The organism is Paraburkholderia caledonica (assembly GCF_000383275.1).
GTDB classification, from domain to species: Bacteria; Pseudomonadota; Gammaproteobacteria; order Burkholderiales; family Burkholderiaceae; genus Paraburkholderia; species Paraburkholderia caledonica.
In genome coordinates, this window is record NZ_KB911037.1 from 33,673 (window position 1) to 49,881 (window position 16,209).

General features: G+C 61.6%; 13 protein-coding genes. 11 read left to right on the top strand and 2 right to left on the bottom strand.

The genetic code is table 11. From position 1 onward, the window contains the following. Positions 1-21 precede the first annotated feature (21 nt). Positions 22-615 (bottom strand): transcriptional regulator BetI, encoded by a 594-nt coding sequence (betI, locus tag H281_RS0112750; protein WP_020067496.1) that lies wholly within the window; start codon positions 613-615, stop codon positions 22-24. A 238-nt stretch (positions 616-853) separates the two neighbouring features. Here betI and fdhA point away from each other — a divergent pair, with 238 nt between their 5' ends. Further along, a complete protein-coding gene (fdhA, locus tag H281_RS0112755) occupies positions 854-2,053 on the top strand; it encodes a formaldehyde dehydrogenase, glutathione-independent (RefSeq protein ID WP_020067497.1) in 1,200 nt (399 codons plus the stop codon). Positions 2,054-2,149: 96 nt separating this feature from the next. On the opposite strand, the gene H281_RS0112760 is transcribed toward fdhA, so the two are convergent. After that, positions 2,150-3,145 (bottom strand): GlxA family transcriptional regulator, encoded by a 996-nt coding sequence (locus H281_RS0112760; protein WP_020067498.1) that lies wholly within the window; start codon positions 3,143-3,145, stop codon positions 2,150-2,152. Between the two features lie 531 nt (positions 3,146-3,676). Between H281_RS0112760 and H281_RS0112765 the strand changes: the two genes are divergently transcribed. The 10 genes from H281_RS0112765 to H281_RS0112810 all read left to right on the top strand — a co-directional run bounded on the left by H281_RS0112765 (position 3,677) and on the right by H281_RS0112810 (position 16,182). Then, positions 3,677-4,951, top strand: a complete 1,275-nt coding sequence (locus H281_RS0112765; protein WP_020067499.1) for a serine hydroxymethyltransferase — start codon at positions 3,677-3,679, stop codon at positions 4,949-4,951. Positions 4,952-4,969: 18 nt separating this feature from the next. Next, positions 4,970-5,941 (top strand): dipeptidase, encoded by a 972-nt coding sequence (locus H281_RS0112770; RefSeq protein ID WP_020067500.1) that lies wholly within the window; start codon positions 4,970-4,972, stop codon positions 5,939-5,941. Positions 5,942-5,995: 54 nt separating this feature from the next. Next, entirely contained in the window at positions 5,996-6,532 is a 537-nt protein-coding gene (locus H281_RS0112775) for a DUF5943 domain-containing protein (RefSeq protein WP_020067501.1), read from the top strand. 33 nt (positions 6,533-6,565) lie between these two features. Continuing rightward, positions 6,566-8,629 (top strand): NADH:flavin oxidoreductase, encoded by a 2,064-nt coding sequence (locus H281_RS0112780; RefSeq protein ID WP_020067502.1) that lies wholly within the window; start codon positions 6,566-6,568, stop codon positions 8,627-8,629. A gap of 2 nt (positions 8,630-8,631) precedes the next feature. Further along, positions 8,632-10,545: a (Fe-S)-binding protein gene (locus H281_RS0112785; RefSeq protein WP_020067503.1), complete on the top strand. Its 1,914-nt coding sequence runs from the start codon at positions 8,632-8,634 to the stop codon at positions 10,543-10,545. A 4-nt stretch (positions 10,546-10,549) separates the two neighbouring features. Then, complete coding sequence (locus H281_RS0112790) at positions 10,550-11,719, top strand: electron transfer flavoprotein subunit alpha/FixB family protein (protein WP_020067504.1); 1,170 nt, start codon at positions 10,550-10,552, stop codon at positions 11,717-11,719. Then, positions 11,716-12,492, top strand: a complete 777-nt coding sequence (locus H281_RS0112795; RefSeq protein ID WP_020067505.1) for a drug:proton antiporter — start codon at positions 11,716-11,718, stop codon at positions 12,490-12,492. The genes H281_RS0112790 and H281_RS0112795 overlap by 4 nt, the downstream gene beginning before the upstream one ends. A 73-nt stretch (positions 12,493-12,565) precedes the next feature. Continuing rightward, complete coding sequence (locus tag H281_RS0112800; RefSeq protein WP_020067506.1) at positions 12,566-13,870, top strand: aromatic ring-hydroxylating oxygenase subunit alpha; 1,305 nt, start codon at positions 12,566-12,568, stop codon at positions 13,868-13,870. Between the two features lie 33 nt (positions 13,871-13,903). Next, a complete protein-coding gene (locus H281_RS0112805) occupies positions 13,904-15,157 on the top strand; it encodes a 2Fe-2S iron-sulfur cluster-binding protein (protein ID WP_020067507.1) in 1,254 nt (417 codons plus the stop codon). 167 nt (positions 15,158-15,324) lie between these two features. Beyond that, entirely contained in the window at positions 15,325-16,182 is an 858-nt protein-coding gene (locus tag H281_RS0112810) for a glycine betaine ABC transporter substrate-binding protein (RefSeq protein WP_020067508.1), read from the top strand. The last annotated feature ends 27 nt before the right edge of the window (positions 16,183-16,209 follow it).

The window sequence follows — 16,209 nt, forward strand, 5'->3', positions numbered from 1 at the left end:
GCTGGTTCCTGTCTGGCAGATCTACGCCGATTCGCGCGCCGCCAGCACCAGGTCGATGTATTCGTTTGCCACACGTAGCGCCGCTTTGGTGTCGAACGGTTCGCCCGACAGCGCGCCGCGCAACCACAGTCCGTCAATCAGCGCAGCGAGCCCGCTCGCCGCCCGCCGCGCGGCTGCGCGTGGCATCGCTTTCGCAAAATCGGCGCACAGGTTCGAGTTCAGACGCCGCGTATTCACGTATTGAAGCCGACGCAAATGCGGCTTGTGCATGCTCTCCGACCAGAAGGCGAGCCACGTCTTCATGACGGGCGCGCTGGTTTGCTCCGCATCGAAGTTGGCGGCGACTACCGCTCGCAGCCTGGAACGCGGGTCGGCCTTCGCCGCGCGGCGCCGACGCGAAGTGGCCTGCCACAGATCGCGCAGCACGTGCCGCATGGTGGCTTCCAGCAAGCCGTCCTTGTCGCCGAAATAGTGGCTGACGATGCCCGTGGAAATGCTTGCGCGTTGGGCGACAGACGCCAGCGTCGCGCCCGCCAGGCCGGTCTGGTCGATGGTGAGCAACGTGGCGTCGATCAACTGGGCGCGGCGAATTTCGCGCATTCCGAGCTTGGGCATGGTGATGGTGTGAAGATTGGACGACTCGCAACTGGCGCAGGCCGCATATTCAATCGGCGCATGGTAGTTTTTTTATATTGAACGGTCAATCAATAAAAACAGACGTCTGCGGCCATGTCGGTTACGGCCAAACCCGTGTCGCGTTCCATGCAGGTGATTGCTTGCCGCGGGCGCTACGCTCGTTGAACGGCGCGTGGCACACAATCCACGCGTCTCTCACAAGACACGGAGACATTCAATGAGCAGCAATCGCGGCGTCGTATATCTCGGGCAGGGCAAGGTGGAAGTGCAATCGATCGACTATCCGAAGATGGTCGATCCACGTGGCCGCGCGATCGGCCATGGCGTAATTCTGAAGGTCGTGAGCACGAATATTTGCGGCTCTGATCAGCATATGGTGCGCGGCCGCACGACCGCCGAGGTGGGCCTCGTGCTCGGCCACGAGATTACCGGCGAGGTGATCGAAGTGGGTCGCGACGTCGAGACGCTGAGCATCGGCGATCTGGTGTCGGTGCCGTTCAACGTGGCTTGCGGACGCTGCCCGACCTGCAAGTCGCAGCACACGGGCGTATGCCTGAACGTCAATCCGTCGCGCGCGGGCGGCGCTTACGGATATGTCGACATGGGTGGCTGGATTGGCGGACAGGCCGAGTACGTGCTGGTGCCGTACGCCGACTTCAACCTGCTGAAATTCCCCGATCGCGCGCAGGCCATGTCGAAGATCCGCGACCTCACCTGTCTGTCCGACATTCTGCCGACCGGTTATCACGGCGCAGTGATGGCGGGCGTGAAGCCGGGTTCGACCGTCTACATTGCAGGCGCGGGGCCGGTCGGCATGGCCGCGGCCGCGTCGGCGCGCCTCCTGGGCGCGGCCTGCACGATTGTCGGCGACATGAACGAGGAGCGTCTTGCGCATGCGCGCAAGATGGGCTTCGAGACCGTTGACCTGTCGAAAGACGCGACGCTTGGCGAACAGATCGAACAGATTCTCGGCAAGCCAGAAGTGGATTGCGCGGTGGATTGCGTAGGCTTCGAAGCGCACGGGCATGGAAGCAGCGGCTCGCATGAGGAAGCGCCGGCCACGGTACTGAACTCCCTGATGGAGATCACGCGCGCAGCAGGCGCGATCGGCATTCCGGGCCTTTACGTGACTGACGATCCGGGTGCCGTCGACGCGGCCGCTCGCAAGGGTAGTTTGAGCATCCGCTTCGGGCTCGGCTGGGCCAAGTCGCACTCGTTCCATACGGGCCAGACGCCGGTGATGAAGTACAACCACAACCTCATGCAGGCGATCTTGTGGGACCGCTTGCCGATTGCCGACATCGTTAATGTGACCGTGGTGTCGCTCGATCAGGCGCCCGATGGTTACCGTCAATTCGACGGCGGCGCGCCGCGCAAATTCGTTATCGATCCGCACGGCTTGCTGAAGGCGGCGTGAGCATCGCAAGAAACTGGAGGCTGTCCATAAAGAAACGCGTTGAACGGATCTCCGTTCAACGCGTTTTTCTTTGACGCTGGCGAGTAGGGGCGCTTTTCAGGCCGCCATGACCGGCGCCGAAGACAGCGAAGGCGATTGCTTGCGACGCTCGCGCGTGGGCGCAGTGCCGAATGCGTCGCGATAACTTTTCGAAAAGTGGCAGGCGGACTGAAAACCGCAAGCCATCGTGATGTTCATGATCGACATATCGGTTTGCAGCAGCAGTTCGCGCGCGCGCCGCAAACGCAGCGTCAGATAGTAATGCGTGGGCGTCATCCCCAGATGCTCGCGGAAAAGGCGCTGCAACTGCCTTTGCGACATGCCGGCGAGTCTTGCCAGTTCCTCGCGTGACAGCGGCTCCTCGATATTGTTCTCCATCAGCGAGATCACTTCGAACAGCGACTTGTTGGCCGAACCGAGTCGCGCGACCAGCGGCATTTTCTGTTGCGCGCTCGTATCGCGCACATGTTCGACGATGAATTGCTCGGCGATCTGCGTTACACGCGCGGTGCCGACGCGCGGAGCGATCAGGTTCAGCATCATGTCGAGCGGCGCGACACCGCCTGTGCATGTCACACGGTCGCGATCGATCACGAACAGTTCTTTCAGAAAACGCGTGTCGGGGAATTCTTCTTTGAGCGCCGACATGTTCTCCCAATGAATCGCACAGGCGTAGCCCGCGAGCAACCCGGCACGCGCAAGCGCGTAGGTGCCCGTGCACAGGCTGCCGAGCACACAACCCATGCGGGCGAAACGGCGCAATGCGGACAAATGAGCCGGCGTGGTCGCGTGCTGCACGTCGATGCCGCCGATTACGAACACGATATCTGGCTGGCCGACGCATTCGACGGGACCCGTATCGACCGACAAACCATTGCTTGCCGCCACCGGCCCGCCGTCGGGACTCACGATCGACCAGCGATATAGCGTCTGCCCCGTCAGGTAGTTCGCCATGCGCAGTACTTCGATCGCATTCGTGAACGCGATCATCGTGAAGTTCGGAACGGGCATGAAGGCGAAATGCGACAGTGACGCCGTGCGATCGGTGGACATGTGAGGAGTGATTCCTTGGAATCTATAGTGTCGCGTCGCCGTGGGGAGCGGCGACTTCTTCAATTTTGCGTACTAGCGCAACTACCATGCCATCAGGCTAAACCCTTGGTTGTCGATGCCGATGCGCGGAACGCTCGCGAAACGGCACCAGGAGTGCACACAGCAGCACCACAGCAGCACCACCGACGCTGAAAACCCGCACCTTAACCGCGCATCGCGTTTAGCTGCTGTTCAGAATTCCTTCAGCATCGAACGGTCGTTCGACCTCGGCATGGCCGCGCGAGCGACATCTCTCAGGGTACTTACCGAGGCGCCGGTCACGACATCGGCGGGCTCGCGCGGGCGACTTGTCGAAAAAGGTCGCTCATGGCGGAAAAGGCAAAGAACGCGTCTGAATTCATAAATTGACGCGCGATGCAAGCGTCAAGAATAGACGCAATGCAAGCCGGTAGCAGCAGGGCGCAAGCGCCGCACAAGCCAAGCGTCAGCGCGGCTTCCGGGCCTTCCCGTCAACGATTCCACGGACCTTCCATGTCGAACCCGAATCCTTTCTTCGAAGAATCGCTCGCCACGCGCGATCAGGCGGTGCGCGGCGCTATTTTGAAAGAGCTCGAGCGCCAGCAGTCGCAAGTCGAACTGATCGCGTCGGAAAACATCGTGTCACGCGCGGTGCTCGAAGCACAAGGCTCGGTGCTGACCAACAAATATGCGGAAGGTTATCCGGGCAAGCGTTACTACGGCGGTTGTGAATACGTCGACGAGATCGAGACCCTTGCGCTCGAACGCATCAAGCAACTGTTCAACGCGAAGTTCGCTAATGTGCAGCCGCATTCCGGCGCGCAGGCGAACGGTGCGGTCATGCTCGCGCTGGTGAAGCCGGGCGACACGGTGCTCGGCATGTCGCTCGACGCGGGCGGGCACCTCACGCACGGCGCGAAGCCGGCCATGTCGGGCAAGTGGTTCAACGCGGTGCAGTACGGTGTGAACCGCGACACGCTGCTGATCGACTACGACCAGATCGAGGAACTTGCGCAGCAGCATAAACCCGCGCTGCTGATCGCCGGCTTCTCGGCGTATCCGCGCGCGCTGGATTTCAAGCGGCTGCGTGCGATTGCCGACAGCGTCGGTGCGAAGCTGATGGTGGATATGGCGCACATCGCCGGCGTGATCGCGGCCGGACGTCACGCCAATCCGGTCGAGCATGCGCATGTAGTGACCTCCACGACGCATAAGACCTTGCGCGGTCCGCGCGGCGGCTTTGTGCTGACGAATGACGAAGACATCGCAAAGAAGATCAATTCTGCTGTGTTCCCCGGCTTGCAAGGCGGCCCGCTGATGCACGTGATCGCGGGCAAGGCCGTCGCGTTCGGCGAGGCGTTGCAACCCGGCTTCAAGACCTACATCGACAACGTGCTCGCCAACGCACAGGCGCTCGGCGAAGTGCTGAAGGCGGGCGGCGTGGATCTCGTGACGGGCGGCACCGACAACCATCTTCTGCTGGTCGATTTGCGGCCGAAGGGCCTCAAGGGCAATCAGGTCGAGCAGGCGTTGGAGCGCGCAGGCATTACGTGCAACAAGAACGGCATTCCCTTCGACACGGAAAAGCCGACGATCACCTCGGGCGTGCGCCTCGGCACACCGGCGGGCACGACGCGCGGATTCGGCGTGAACGAGTTCCGCGACGTGGGCCGCTTGATCGTGGAAGTGCTCGATTCGCTGCGCGATCACCCCGAAGGCCATGCGGCCACCGAACAACGCGTGCGCCGCGAGATTTTCGCGCTGTGCGAACGCTTCCCCATCTACTGAGAACACCTGGAGCACACGATGAGCAATTTGCACGAAAACAGCATCATCATCGACGGCCTGAACATTTCCAAGTTCGAGCGCTCGGTGTTCGAAGATATGCGCAAGGGTGGTGTGACCGCGGTGAACTGCACGGTGTCCGTGTGGGAAAGCTTCCAGAAGACCGTCGATAACATCGCCGAAATGAAGCAGCAGATCCGCGAGTACAGCGAGATTCTCACGCTCGTGCGCACGACCGACGACATCTTCCGCGCGAAGAAAGAGAACAAGACGGGCATCATTTTCGGCTTCCAGAACGCGCATGCATTCGAGGACAACCTCGGCTATATCGAGGCATTCAAAGACCTCGGCGTGAACGTGGTTCAGCTTTGCTACAACACGCAGAATCTGGTCGGCACCGGTTGCTATGAGCGCGATGGCGGTCTGTCCGGTTATGGCCGTGAAGTGATCCAGGAAATGAATCGCGTCGGCATCATGGTCGATCTTTCGCATGTCGGCGGAAAAACTTCGTCGGAAGCGATTGCTGCGTCGAAAAAGCCGGTGTGCTACTCGCATTGCTGCCCGTCGGGACTCAAAGAGCACCCGCGCAACAAGAGCGACGAACAACTGAAAGAAATCGCCGACGCCGGCGGCTTTGTCGGCGTGACCATGTTCGCGCCTTTCCTGAAGCGCGGTCCGGACGCGACCGTCGAAGACTATATCGAGGCAATCGACTACGTCGTCAATCTGATCGGCGAAGACCAGGTCGGCATCGGCACGGACTTCACGCAAGGCTATAGCACCGAGTTCTTCGACTGGATCACGCACGACAAGGGCCGTTATCGCCAGTTGACGAACTTCGGCAAGGTCGTGAATCCGGAAGGCATCCGCACGATCGGCGAGTTTCCGAACCTGACCGCCGCGATGGAGCGCGCGGGTTGGAGCGAGACGCGCATCAAAAAGATCATGGGTGAGAACTGGGTCCGCGTATTCGGTGAGGTGTGGAAGGTTTGAGCTTCACGCGCGCATAGCCCGCAGATTCGCCCCACAAAACAAGGAGTCTTCCACATGCAACCTCAACTGCCTATCGACGTCGATGCGAACACCGGCGTCTGGACCACCGACGCGCTGCCGATGCTGTACGTGCCGCGCCATTTCTTCACGAACAACCATACCGCCGTTGAAGAAGCGCTGGGCATCGACACGTATGCCGAGATTCTCTACAAGGCGGGCTATAAGTCCGCGTACTTCTGGTGCGACAAGGAGGCCAAGCAGCACGGCATCGCCGGCATGGCCGTATTCGAGCACTACCTGAAGCGGCTTTCGCAACGCGGCTGGGGCATCTTCACGATCACGGAAAGCGATCCGTCCACGTCGCATGCGCGTATCGAACTGCACCACTCGTCGTTCGTGCTCGCGCAACCGGGCAAAGTCGGCAAGCTCTGCTACATGTTCGCCGGCTGGTTCGCGGGAGCAATGGACTGGGTCAACGACACGGCGCCCGATTCACAACGCAAGGGTCCGCCTTCGCAGTCGAAAGAAGCGCGATGCGCGGCGGAAGGCCACGACCATTGCGTGTTCGAAGTGTCGCCGCTCGCGGCATAGCACTAGAAGTCATTTATTCCGAGGTCGATCGCGATGCGTTACCCGAACCTTTTCAAGCCTCTTACGCTGAACAAGCTGACTTTGCGCAACCGCATTGTCAGCACTGCGCATGCGGAGGTGTATGCGGAACCCGGTGGACTGCCCGGTGACCGTTATATCCGTTACTACGAAGAAAAGGCCAAGGGTGGTGTGGGCCTCGCCGTATGCGGCGGTTCGAGCCCGGTCTCGATCGACAGTCCGCAAGGCTGGTGGAAGTCGGTGAACCTGTCTACCGACAAGATCATCGATCCGCTCTCGCGGCTCGCGGAAGCCATGCACGCGCACGGCGCCAAGATCATGATTCAGGCCACGCACATGGGCCGCCGCTCGGCGTTTCATGGCGAACACTGGCCGCATCTGATGTCGCCTTCGGGCGTGCGTGAGCCGGTGCATCGCGGCAACGCAAAGATTATTGAAGTGGAAGAAATTCGCCGCATTATCACCGACTTCGCGGCTGCCGCGAAACGCGTGAAAGATGCGGGGATGGACGGCGTCGAGATCTCGGCGGCGCACCAGCATCTGATCGACCAGTTCTGGAGCCCGCGCACCAATTTTCGTACCGACGAATGGGGCGGTTCGCTTGAAAACCGCCTGCGTTTCGGCGTCGAAGTATTGCAAGCAGTGCGTGAAGCAGTGGGCCCCGATTTCTGCGTGGGTTTGCGCATGTGCGGCGACGAGTTCCACGAAGACGGTCTCGATCACGAGCAACTGAAAGAGATCGCGCAGGCAATGAGCGAAAGCGGCCTGATCGATTATCTCGGCGTGATCGGCTCCGGCGCGGATACGCACAACACGCTCGCCAACTGCATGCCGCCGATGGCGCTGCCGCCCGAGCCTTTCGTGCATCTCGCAGCCGGCATCAAGTCGGTCGTCAAAGTCCCGGTCATGCATGCGCAAAGTATTCGCGACGCTGGCCAGGCCGAACGTCTGCTGGCAAGCGGCATGGTCGATCTGGTCGGCATGACACGCGCGCAGATTGCCGATCCGCATATGGTCATCAAGATCCGCGATGGCCGCGAGGACGAAATCAAGCAATGCGTCGGCGCGAACTATTGCATCGACCGCCAGTACAACGGACTCGACGTGCTGTGCGTGCAGAACGCGGCGACCTCGCGTGAAGCTACCATGCCGCATGTCATTGCGCGTACGAACGGGCCGAAGCGCAAGGTCGTCGTGGTCGGCGCGGGTCCTGCGGGGCTCGAAGCGGCGCGGGTCGCGAAGTCGCGCGGCCATGACGTGGTGCTGTTCGAGAAGAACGACTATGTGGGCGGCCAGATCATGCTCGCGGCGAAAGCGCCGCAGCGTGAGCAGATGGCAGGCATCGTCCGCTGGTTCGATATGGAAACAAAGCGCCTGGGCGTGGACCGCCGTCTCGGTGTTGCCGCCGACGATAAAACCATCATGGCCGAAAAACCGGACATCGTGGTGCTTGCCACGGGCGGCTCGGCGTTCACGTCGCAAGTCGCGGCGTGGGGCGTCGACGAAGGCCTCGCGGTGAGTTCGTGGGACGTGCTCTCGGGCAAGGTCGAGCCGGGCAAGAATGTCCTCGTGTACGACGGCGTGAGCACGCATGCCGGCGCCGGCGTCGCCGATTTCATTTCGAGCCGCGGCTCGAACGTGGAGATCGTCACGCCCGACGTGAAAGTGGCCGATGACGTAGGCGGCACCACGTTCCCGATTTTCTATCGCCGCCTCTATGCGCAGGGCGTGGTCCATACACCGAATTACTGGCTCGACAAAGTGTACGAGGAAGACGGCAAGAAGATCGCCGTGATCCGCAACGAGTACACGGAGGAGCAGGAAGAGCGCGCGGTCGATCAGGTCGTGATCGAGAACGGCAGCACGCCGAACGACGAGTTGTACTGGAAGCTCAAGCCGGAGTCCGTCAATCGCGGGCAGGTCGACGTGCATAAGCTCTTTGCATCCGAGCCGCAGCCGTCGCTGTCCGAAGAGCTCGGTAATGGCCGCTTCCTGCTGTTTCGCGTCGGCGACTGCATCTCCATGCACAACATTCACGGCGCGATTTACGACGCGCTGCGCCTTTGCAAGGACTTCTGACAATGAGCCCCGTGTCTGTCATCACCGTGCTGTTGTGGTTGTCGATGGCGGGTCTGGCTTTCGCGCTCGCGAAGCGCGCCGCGTATTGGCGCGTGGGTCGCGCCACGGCGGCGGGCGCGTACGGCTGGGCGAATCTGCTGTCGATTCCGAAACGCTACTTCGTCGATCTGCATCATGTGGTCGCGCGCGACCCGTACATTGCGAAAACGCACGTGGCGACTGCCGGCGGGGCGATCCTCGCGATGGCGCTCGTGTTCGTCAACTACGGTCTCGCGATCTATTCGCCGTGGCTCGACAAGCTGATCTTTCTTGCCGCGCTCGTGATGCTGGTCGGCGCGGTTTTCGTGTGGCGTCGCCGGCATGGTGCGAAAGCGGTACCCGCGCGGCTTTCGCGCGGCCCGTGGGATCATCTGCCGCTGTTGCTCGGGTCGTTCGCGCTGGGTCTCGTGTTGTTCATCGCATTGCCGGCCGCGGCGATGTCGGGCGCGCTCGCGATCATCGTCGCGCTGCTGATCGCAGTGGGCGCGTTCACGATGACATTCGGCGCCGCGCGTGGCGGTCCGATGAAACATGCGCTCGCGGGTCTGCTGCATCTCGCGTTTCATCCGCGTCAGGAGCGCTTTGCCGAGCGTAACGATCGCGACATCGTGCCGCCGACTGCATTGAAGGCGCCGTTGCTCGACGCGAAAGAATACGGCGTGGGCAAGCCCGTGGAGTTTCGCTGGAACCAGTTGCTCAGTTTCGATGCCTGCGTGCAGTGCGGCAAATGCGAGGCAGCCTGTCCCGCGTTCGCCGCGGGTCAGCCGCTCAATCCGAAGAAGCTCATTCAGGATCTGGTGACGGGCATGGTGGGCGGCACGGACGCCGAATACGCAGGCTCCCCAACGCCCGGCATTCCTGTCGGCAAGCATGGCGGTGCGCCTGGCAAGCCGCTGATTTCCAGCCTGATCGAGGCAGAAACGCTGTGGTCATGCACGACCTGCCGCGCTTGCGTGCAGGAGTGCCCGATGCTGATCGAGCACGTCGACGCCATTGTCGATATGCGCCGCAATCAGACGCTCGTGGAAGGCACGGTGCCGGGCAAGGGGCCGATCACGCTCTCGAATCTGCGCGAAACAGGCAGTTCGAACGGTTACGACATCGGCGCACGTTATGACTGGGCGGTCGATCTGCAAGTGCAGGTCGCGCAGCCTGGGCGCCGCGTGGATGTGCTGCTGATTGCGGGCGAAGGTGCGTTCGACATGCGCTATCAGCGCACGCTGCGCGCGCTCGTCAAGGTGCTGAACCGCGCGGGTGTCGATTATGCGGTGCTCGGCGGCGTCGAAACCGATACAGGCGACACGGCCCGGCGTCTCGGCGACGAAGCGACGTTCCAGCACCTCGCAAAGAAGTTGATCGACACGCTCTCGCAGTACTCGTTCGGCAAGATCGTCACTTCCGATCCCCACGTGTTGCACAGCTTGCGCAACGAGTATCGCGCGTTGGGCGGCTTCTATGAAGTACAGCATCATACGGCGCTGATCGATGAACTGGTCGCGAGCGGCAAACTGTCTCCGCGCGCGCTCGCCGCCTACGCGGACAGCAAGATCACGTATCACGATCCGTGCTACCTGGGCCGCTACAACGGCGAGACCGAAGCGCCGCGCCGCGTGCTGAAGAGCATTGGCATCAAGGTTGTCGAAATGGAGCGCCACGGCATGCGTGGACGTTGCTGCGGTGGCGGCGGCGGTGCCCCGTTGACCGACATTCCGGGCAAGCGGCGCATTCCGGACATTCGTATCGACGACGCGCGCGGCATCGGCGCCGAGATCGTCGCGGTGGGCTGCCCGAATTGCACCGCGATGCTCGAAGGCGTGGTTGGGCCCCGTCCTGAAGTACTAGACGTCGCCGAACTGGTTGCAGCAGCGCTGGAGTAACGCGATGAACACAATCAAACGAATCGATCCGCGCCGCCCGTTCACGATTACCGTTGACGGACTCAGACGCATCACGCTGGGCGTGACCGGTGTGGCGGGCGCAATGGATTTCGCCGCATCGGGTGCCGCGCATCGTGCACAACCGAAGCCGCGCCGCACGAGCGCCACGCCGCAGCATGCGATGCTGGTGGCGGCGCACGCGGACCGCGGCGCGCTCGACGATCACGCGCGCCAGACGCTGGCCGCCGCCGCATTGATCGCCGATGCCACCACCGAGGTCGTGCTGCTGGTATTCGGCCAATTTACGGGCGACGCCGGCGCATTGGGCGCTGACAAGCTTATCGAGTTGTCTTCGTTCGATCGTCGCCATTTCGCACCGGACGACGAGTTGAACGCGCTCGCCGCGTGCGTCGCGGCTTATGCGCCAGTGCATCTGTTCCTACCGGACAACGCGACCGGCGACGGCGATCTTGGCCGCCGGTATGCGGCGGCGGCAAATGCGAGCGTCGCGACACACGTCGTTGAAATCGACGCGTCTCACGTGGCCGCGTATGCGCATGCGAACACCGCGTTCGCTTCGTGTGCGCTGCCAGAAGTGGTATTGCTTGCGCCCAATGCGGTCGATCCCAAGCTGCCGTTCGTCGGCGCAGGAGAGCGAGTCGCATGGCGTTTCGATGGCGAACCGACTGCCACCAAAGGCATCGTGCGCGACCTCGGTATCGAGGAGATGGACGCCGCGCAGCTCGCGCTCGAAGAAGCGGACTTCATCGTCTCCGCAGGCAACGGTGTCAGCGATGTGCCTGCGTTCGAGCGTCTCGCGGCCACGCTCGGCGCGGCGATCGGTGCAAGCCGTGTCGCAGTGGACGACGGAAAATTCACGCGCGACAAGCAGATCGGCGCGACCGGCAAGACCGTTGAAGCGAGCGTGTATATCGCATTTGGCATATCCGGCGCCGTGCAGCATTTGCAGGGCATCAAAGATTGCCGGCATGTGATCGCGGTGAACCTGGATGCGAGCGCGCCCATCGCCAAGCGTGCGAACCTGACCGTCATTGCCGATGCGCAGGAAACCATCGCGGCACTCAATGACGCGGCTGCCGCAGCGCGCACTGCACGCGGCACAGGTGCTGCATTACTGAACTCGAAGGCTGTCGCGGAAGGAGCGCTCGCATGAAAATCGCCGTTCTCGTTTCCGTGGGCCGACATCCGGTGAGCGGCGTTGCGCGCTACAGCCGTAACGACGCGGCCGCACTGACGCTCGCCTTGACGCTCGCAAAGCAGCATGCTGCGACACTCGACGTGCTGCACGCCGGCGACCCTGCGAATCCCGCGCTACAGGAATATCTTGCTCTAGGCGCGCGCTCGGTCGAAGTGCTTGCCGTTCCCAACGCAGACGGGTCGCAAGCCGATGGCGCAGCGCTGCTTGCCGCGCGCCTGCCCGGCTACGATCTCGTGCTGACCGGCACGCGAGCCGAAGGCGCTTTCGACAGCGGCATGCTGCCGTATCGGGTGGCGAATGCGTTGGGCATTCCGCTCGTCGGCGCGGCTGTCGATGTCGTCGTGAAGGACGGGTGCGCACAAGTTCGGCAATTCATGCCCAAGGGTTTGCGCCGCCGTGTCGAGGTGCAATTGCCCGCACTGATCGCCGTGCATCCGATGGCAAACGCAACGCCGACCTATGCCTATGCACGGCAGCGCGAAGGGGCCATTCACGCGGTCGCTTGTGCGGCACCTGCTCGTGCGACGGAGCTTGGCTGGACTATTCGCCCCGCGAGCAGCAAGCCGGTGCGTCTCGCCGCTGCCGAGAAGCGCTCGGGCCACGCCCGGATGCTCTCCGCAACCACGACGGAGAGCCGCGGCGGCAGCGTCGTAATTGAAGGGAGTTCCGTCGAAAAAGCACAAGTGATTCTGGCGTATTTGCGCGAGCATCAACTCGTGGATTACTGATTTCCGGTTCAGGCGAGCATGCGGCCAGGAGGGCCTGGCGCGGCGCCAGACGTGACACGCAACGGAGCACACAATGAAAGTTTCCGCAGACGTTCGCGCAATGATCGAACGCCGCAAGAAGAATTACACGCTGGAAGCGCCGTTCTATACGAGCGAGGAAATCTTCGCGCTCGACATGGACGTGATCTTCCGCAAGCACTGGATTCAGGTCGCGGTTGAGCCGGACGTGCCCGAGCCGGGCGATTACATCACAGTGGAAATCGGACACGATTCCATTCTGATCGTACGCGACGACGATATGCAGGTACGGGCGTTTCATAACGTCTGCCGCCATCGCGGCGCACGCTTGTGCAATACCGACAAGGGTTCGCTCGGCAATATCGTGTGCCCGTATCACAGCTGGACGTATAACCTGAACGGCGATCTGATGTTCGCCGAGCATATGGGCGACCAGTTCGACCGCTGCAAACACAGCTTGAAGAAAGTCCACGTCGAGAACCTCGCCGGACTCATCTTTATCTGTCTGGCCGACAATCCGCCCGCTGACTTTTCCGTCATGCGCGCGGCAATGGAGCCGTACCTGGCGCCGCATCAACTGGCCGGCTGCAAGATCGCGGCGTCGATCGACATCATCGAGGAAGGCAACTGGAAGCTGACGATGGAGAACAATCGCGAGTGCTATCACTGCGTCGCGAACCATCCTGAGCTGACCATTTCGCTTTACGAATACGGTTTCGGCTATCAACGTACACCGGCTAACGAAGAAGGCATGGCCGCTTTCGAAGAGACAGTTGCGCGCCGTACCGCTCAATGGGAAGCAATGAAGCTGCCCTCGGCGGAAATCGACCGGCTCGCGGATCTCGTTACCGGTTTTCGCACGCAACGTCTGCCGCTCGATCGCGACGGCGAATCGCAGACGCTGGACGCGAAAGTGGCGTCGAAGAAATTGCTCGGCGGCTTCGAGCAGGCCGATCTTGGCGGTTTGTCGTTCTGGACGCAGCCCAATTCGTGGCATCACTTCATGAGCGATCATATTGTGAGCTTCTCGGTGATTCCGCTTTCGGCCGGCAAAACGCTCGTGCGCACGAAATGGCTCGTGCACAAGGATGCGCGCGAAGGCATCGACTACGACGTCAACAACCTGACGGCCGTATGGCGCGCGACCAATGATCAGGACCGCGCACTCGTTGAATATTCGCAACGCGGCGCAACGAGCAGCGCCTATGAGCCGGGTCCGTATTCGCCGTTCACAGAGGGTCTCGTGGAGAAGTTCTGCGAGTGGTACATCGGCCGCATCGCAGACTACAGCAACGCGCCGCAGACGCACGATGCGGAGCCGTCCGCATTCGGCGAGAAAGTCGTGTCCTTCAAGCGCTGAGCGCACGATCGCAACCAGGAGCGGGAGAAAACAATGATGCGCGATCAGGCGACGTTTCAGCTCGGCACCGAGCCGGCATCGCAATACGCAACAAGCCGTGTTACGCAGCCGCGCTTCTGGGACACGCTGCCCGCGCGGTGGAACAGCGATGTGGACGAAACACTGGTGTGCTGCCATGTGCGCCAGGAAACGCATGACGTGAAGAGCTTTTTCTTCCGCGCGCCGGGCGAACGGACCTTCGTGTTCGAGCCGGGACAGTTCATCACGCTCGAACTGGATATCGACGGTGAGTCAATCAACCGTTGCTATACGATTTCCTCGCCGCCTACGCGTCCGCACACCATCTCCATTACGGTGAAGCGTGTGCCGGGCGGCAAAGTCTCGAACTGGTTGCACGACAATCTGCAGGTGGGCGGCGAAGTTCGCGTGCTGGGGCCGGCGGGAGAATTCACGTGCGCCCGTCACCCTGCGCGCAAGCTGCTGTTTCTGTCGGCCGGTTCAGGCATTACGCCGCTGATGTCGATGAGTCGTGCGCATCACGAACTGGGCGAGGACAGTGACATTGTCTTCGTGCACAGCGCCCGCACGCCCGACGACATTATCTTCGCGCGTGAACTCGATCTGATCGCGTCAAATCACGCGCGTTTTCGTACCGCATTTGTTTGCGAGCGGGTTGGCGCGCGCACGAACTGGCCAGGTGTGACGGGTTTTCTGACGTTGCCCTTACTCAAGCTGATCGCACCGGACTTTCTCGAGCGCGAGATTTTCACTTGCGGGCCCGCGCCGTACATGCAGGCAGTACGCAACCTGCTGGACGAGGGCGGTTTCGACCGTGGCCATTATCATGAGGAAAGCTTTTCGTTCGATACGGTCAGCGAGGTCGCCGCACAATTGGCTACCGTGCATGTCGCCGAGGTGTTGCAGAACGCGGCTGAGCCGGCAACAGCCGAGAGTTTTGTAGAAGCCCGGGAACAGGCACCGGCTTTCGAGCCGGCTGCCGCACCCGGCGTGGCCGAAGTGCAGACACGCTACAAAGTCAGCTTCACGAAAAGCAATCGTGAGATCGAGTGCGACAGCGGCCAGCATGTGCTGGATGCTGCAAAGAAAGCGGGTGTGCGCCTGCCGGCATCGTGCACGCAGGGCATGTGCGGCACCTGCAAGGTGAAGCTGGTATCGGGCGAGGTGGCGATGAAACACGCGGGCGGCATTCGTCAGCGGGAAATCGATCAAGGCATGGTGCTGCTCTGCTGCAGCAAGCCGCTCACCGATCTCGTCGTAGAGAAGTGACTGGCGCCAACGGTCAGGAACAAACTGCCGTGAGTCGCGGCAGCAAGCAGAAGAGCCAGGTCGCGTGCGGACAACTATGTGTCGCAAAACAACGTTACCGGGCAATTCTGGCTGGCGATTCTAAATGCTCAATGGGTTGTTTTTAGACGGCAAACGGGAGAACGGCGATGAGACTGATCAAAAAGATACTGGTGTTGAGCACTCTGAGTGCGGCGCTGGCGGCAACCAGCGTAAGCGCCCCGGCGGATACGAAGCCGACCATCAAGATCGGCTACGTGGAAGGCTGGGACGATAGCGTCGCGACATCGAACGTCGCCGCCCGCGTGATCGAAAAACGCCTGGGCTATCAGGTGCAACTCGTACCGGTTGCGGCGGGTGTGATGTGGCAGGGTGTGGCGCGGGGCGACCTCGACGCGACGCTGTCCGCATGGCTGCCGGTCACGCACGGCGCGTACTGGAACAATTTCAAGGACAAAGTGGTCGATCTCGGTCCGAATTTCAACGACGCGAAGATCGGTCTTATCGTGCCCGACAATCTCGACGTGAAAACGGTCGGCGACCTGGAAGCGAAAAAGGCGGAGTTCGGCTCGCGCATTGTCGGTATCGACGCAGGTGCGGGCGTGATGCAGAAAACGAGCGAGGCAATCAAGGCTTACGGACTCGACTACAAGCTGATGCCGAGTTCGGGCAGCGCGATGACTGCGGAACTCGCGCGATCGGAAGCGGCGAGCAAGCCGATCATCGTAACCGGCTGGAAGCCGCACTGGATGTTCGCAAAGTACAAGCTCAAGTTCCTTGAAGATCCGAAGAAAGTGTTCGGTGAGGCGGAGCACGTGGACAGCGTCGTCAATCCTGAACTGGAAAAGAAGGCGCCGCCCGTCGTCGCGTTCCTGAAGAAGTTCCAGTGGAAGCCGGGTGAGATCGACAGCGTGATGCTCGCCACGCAGAACGGCGAGAAGCCGACCGCCGCTGCCGACGCGTGGATTAGCGCACACGGCGATCGAGTGGATAGCTGGGTTAAGTAGGCAGAACTTTAGCTGTCCTCGCATCGA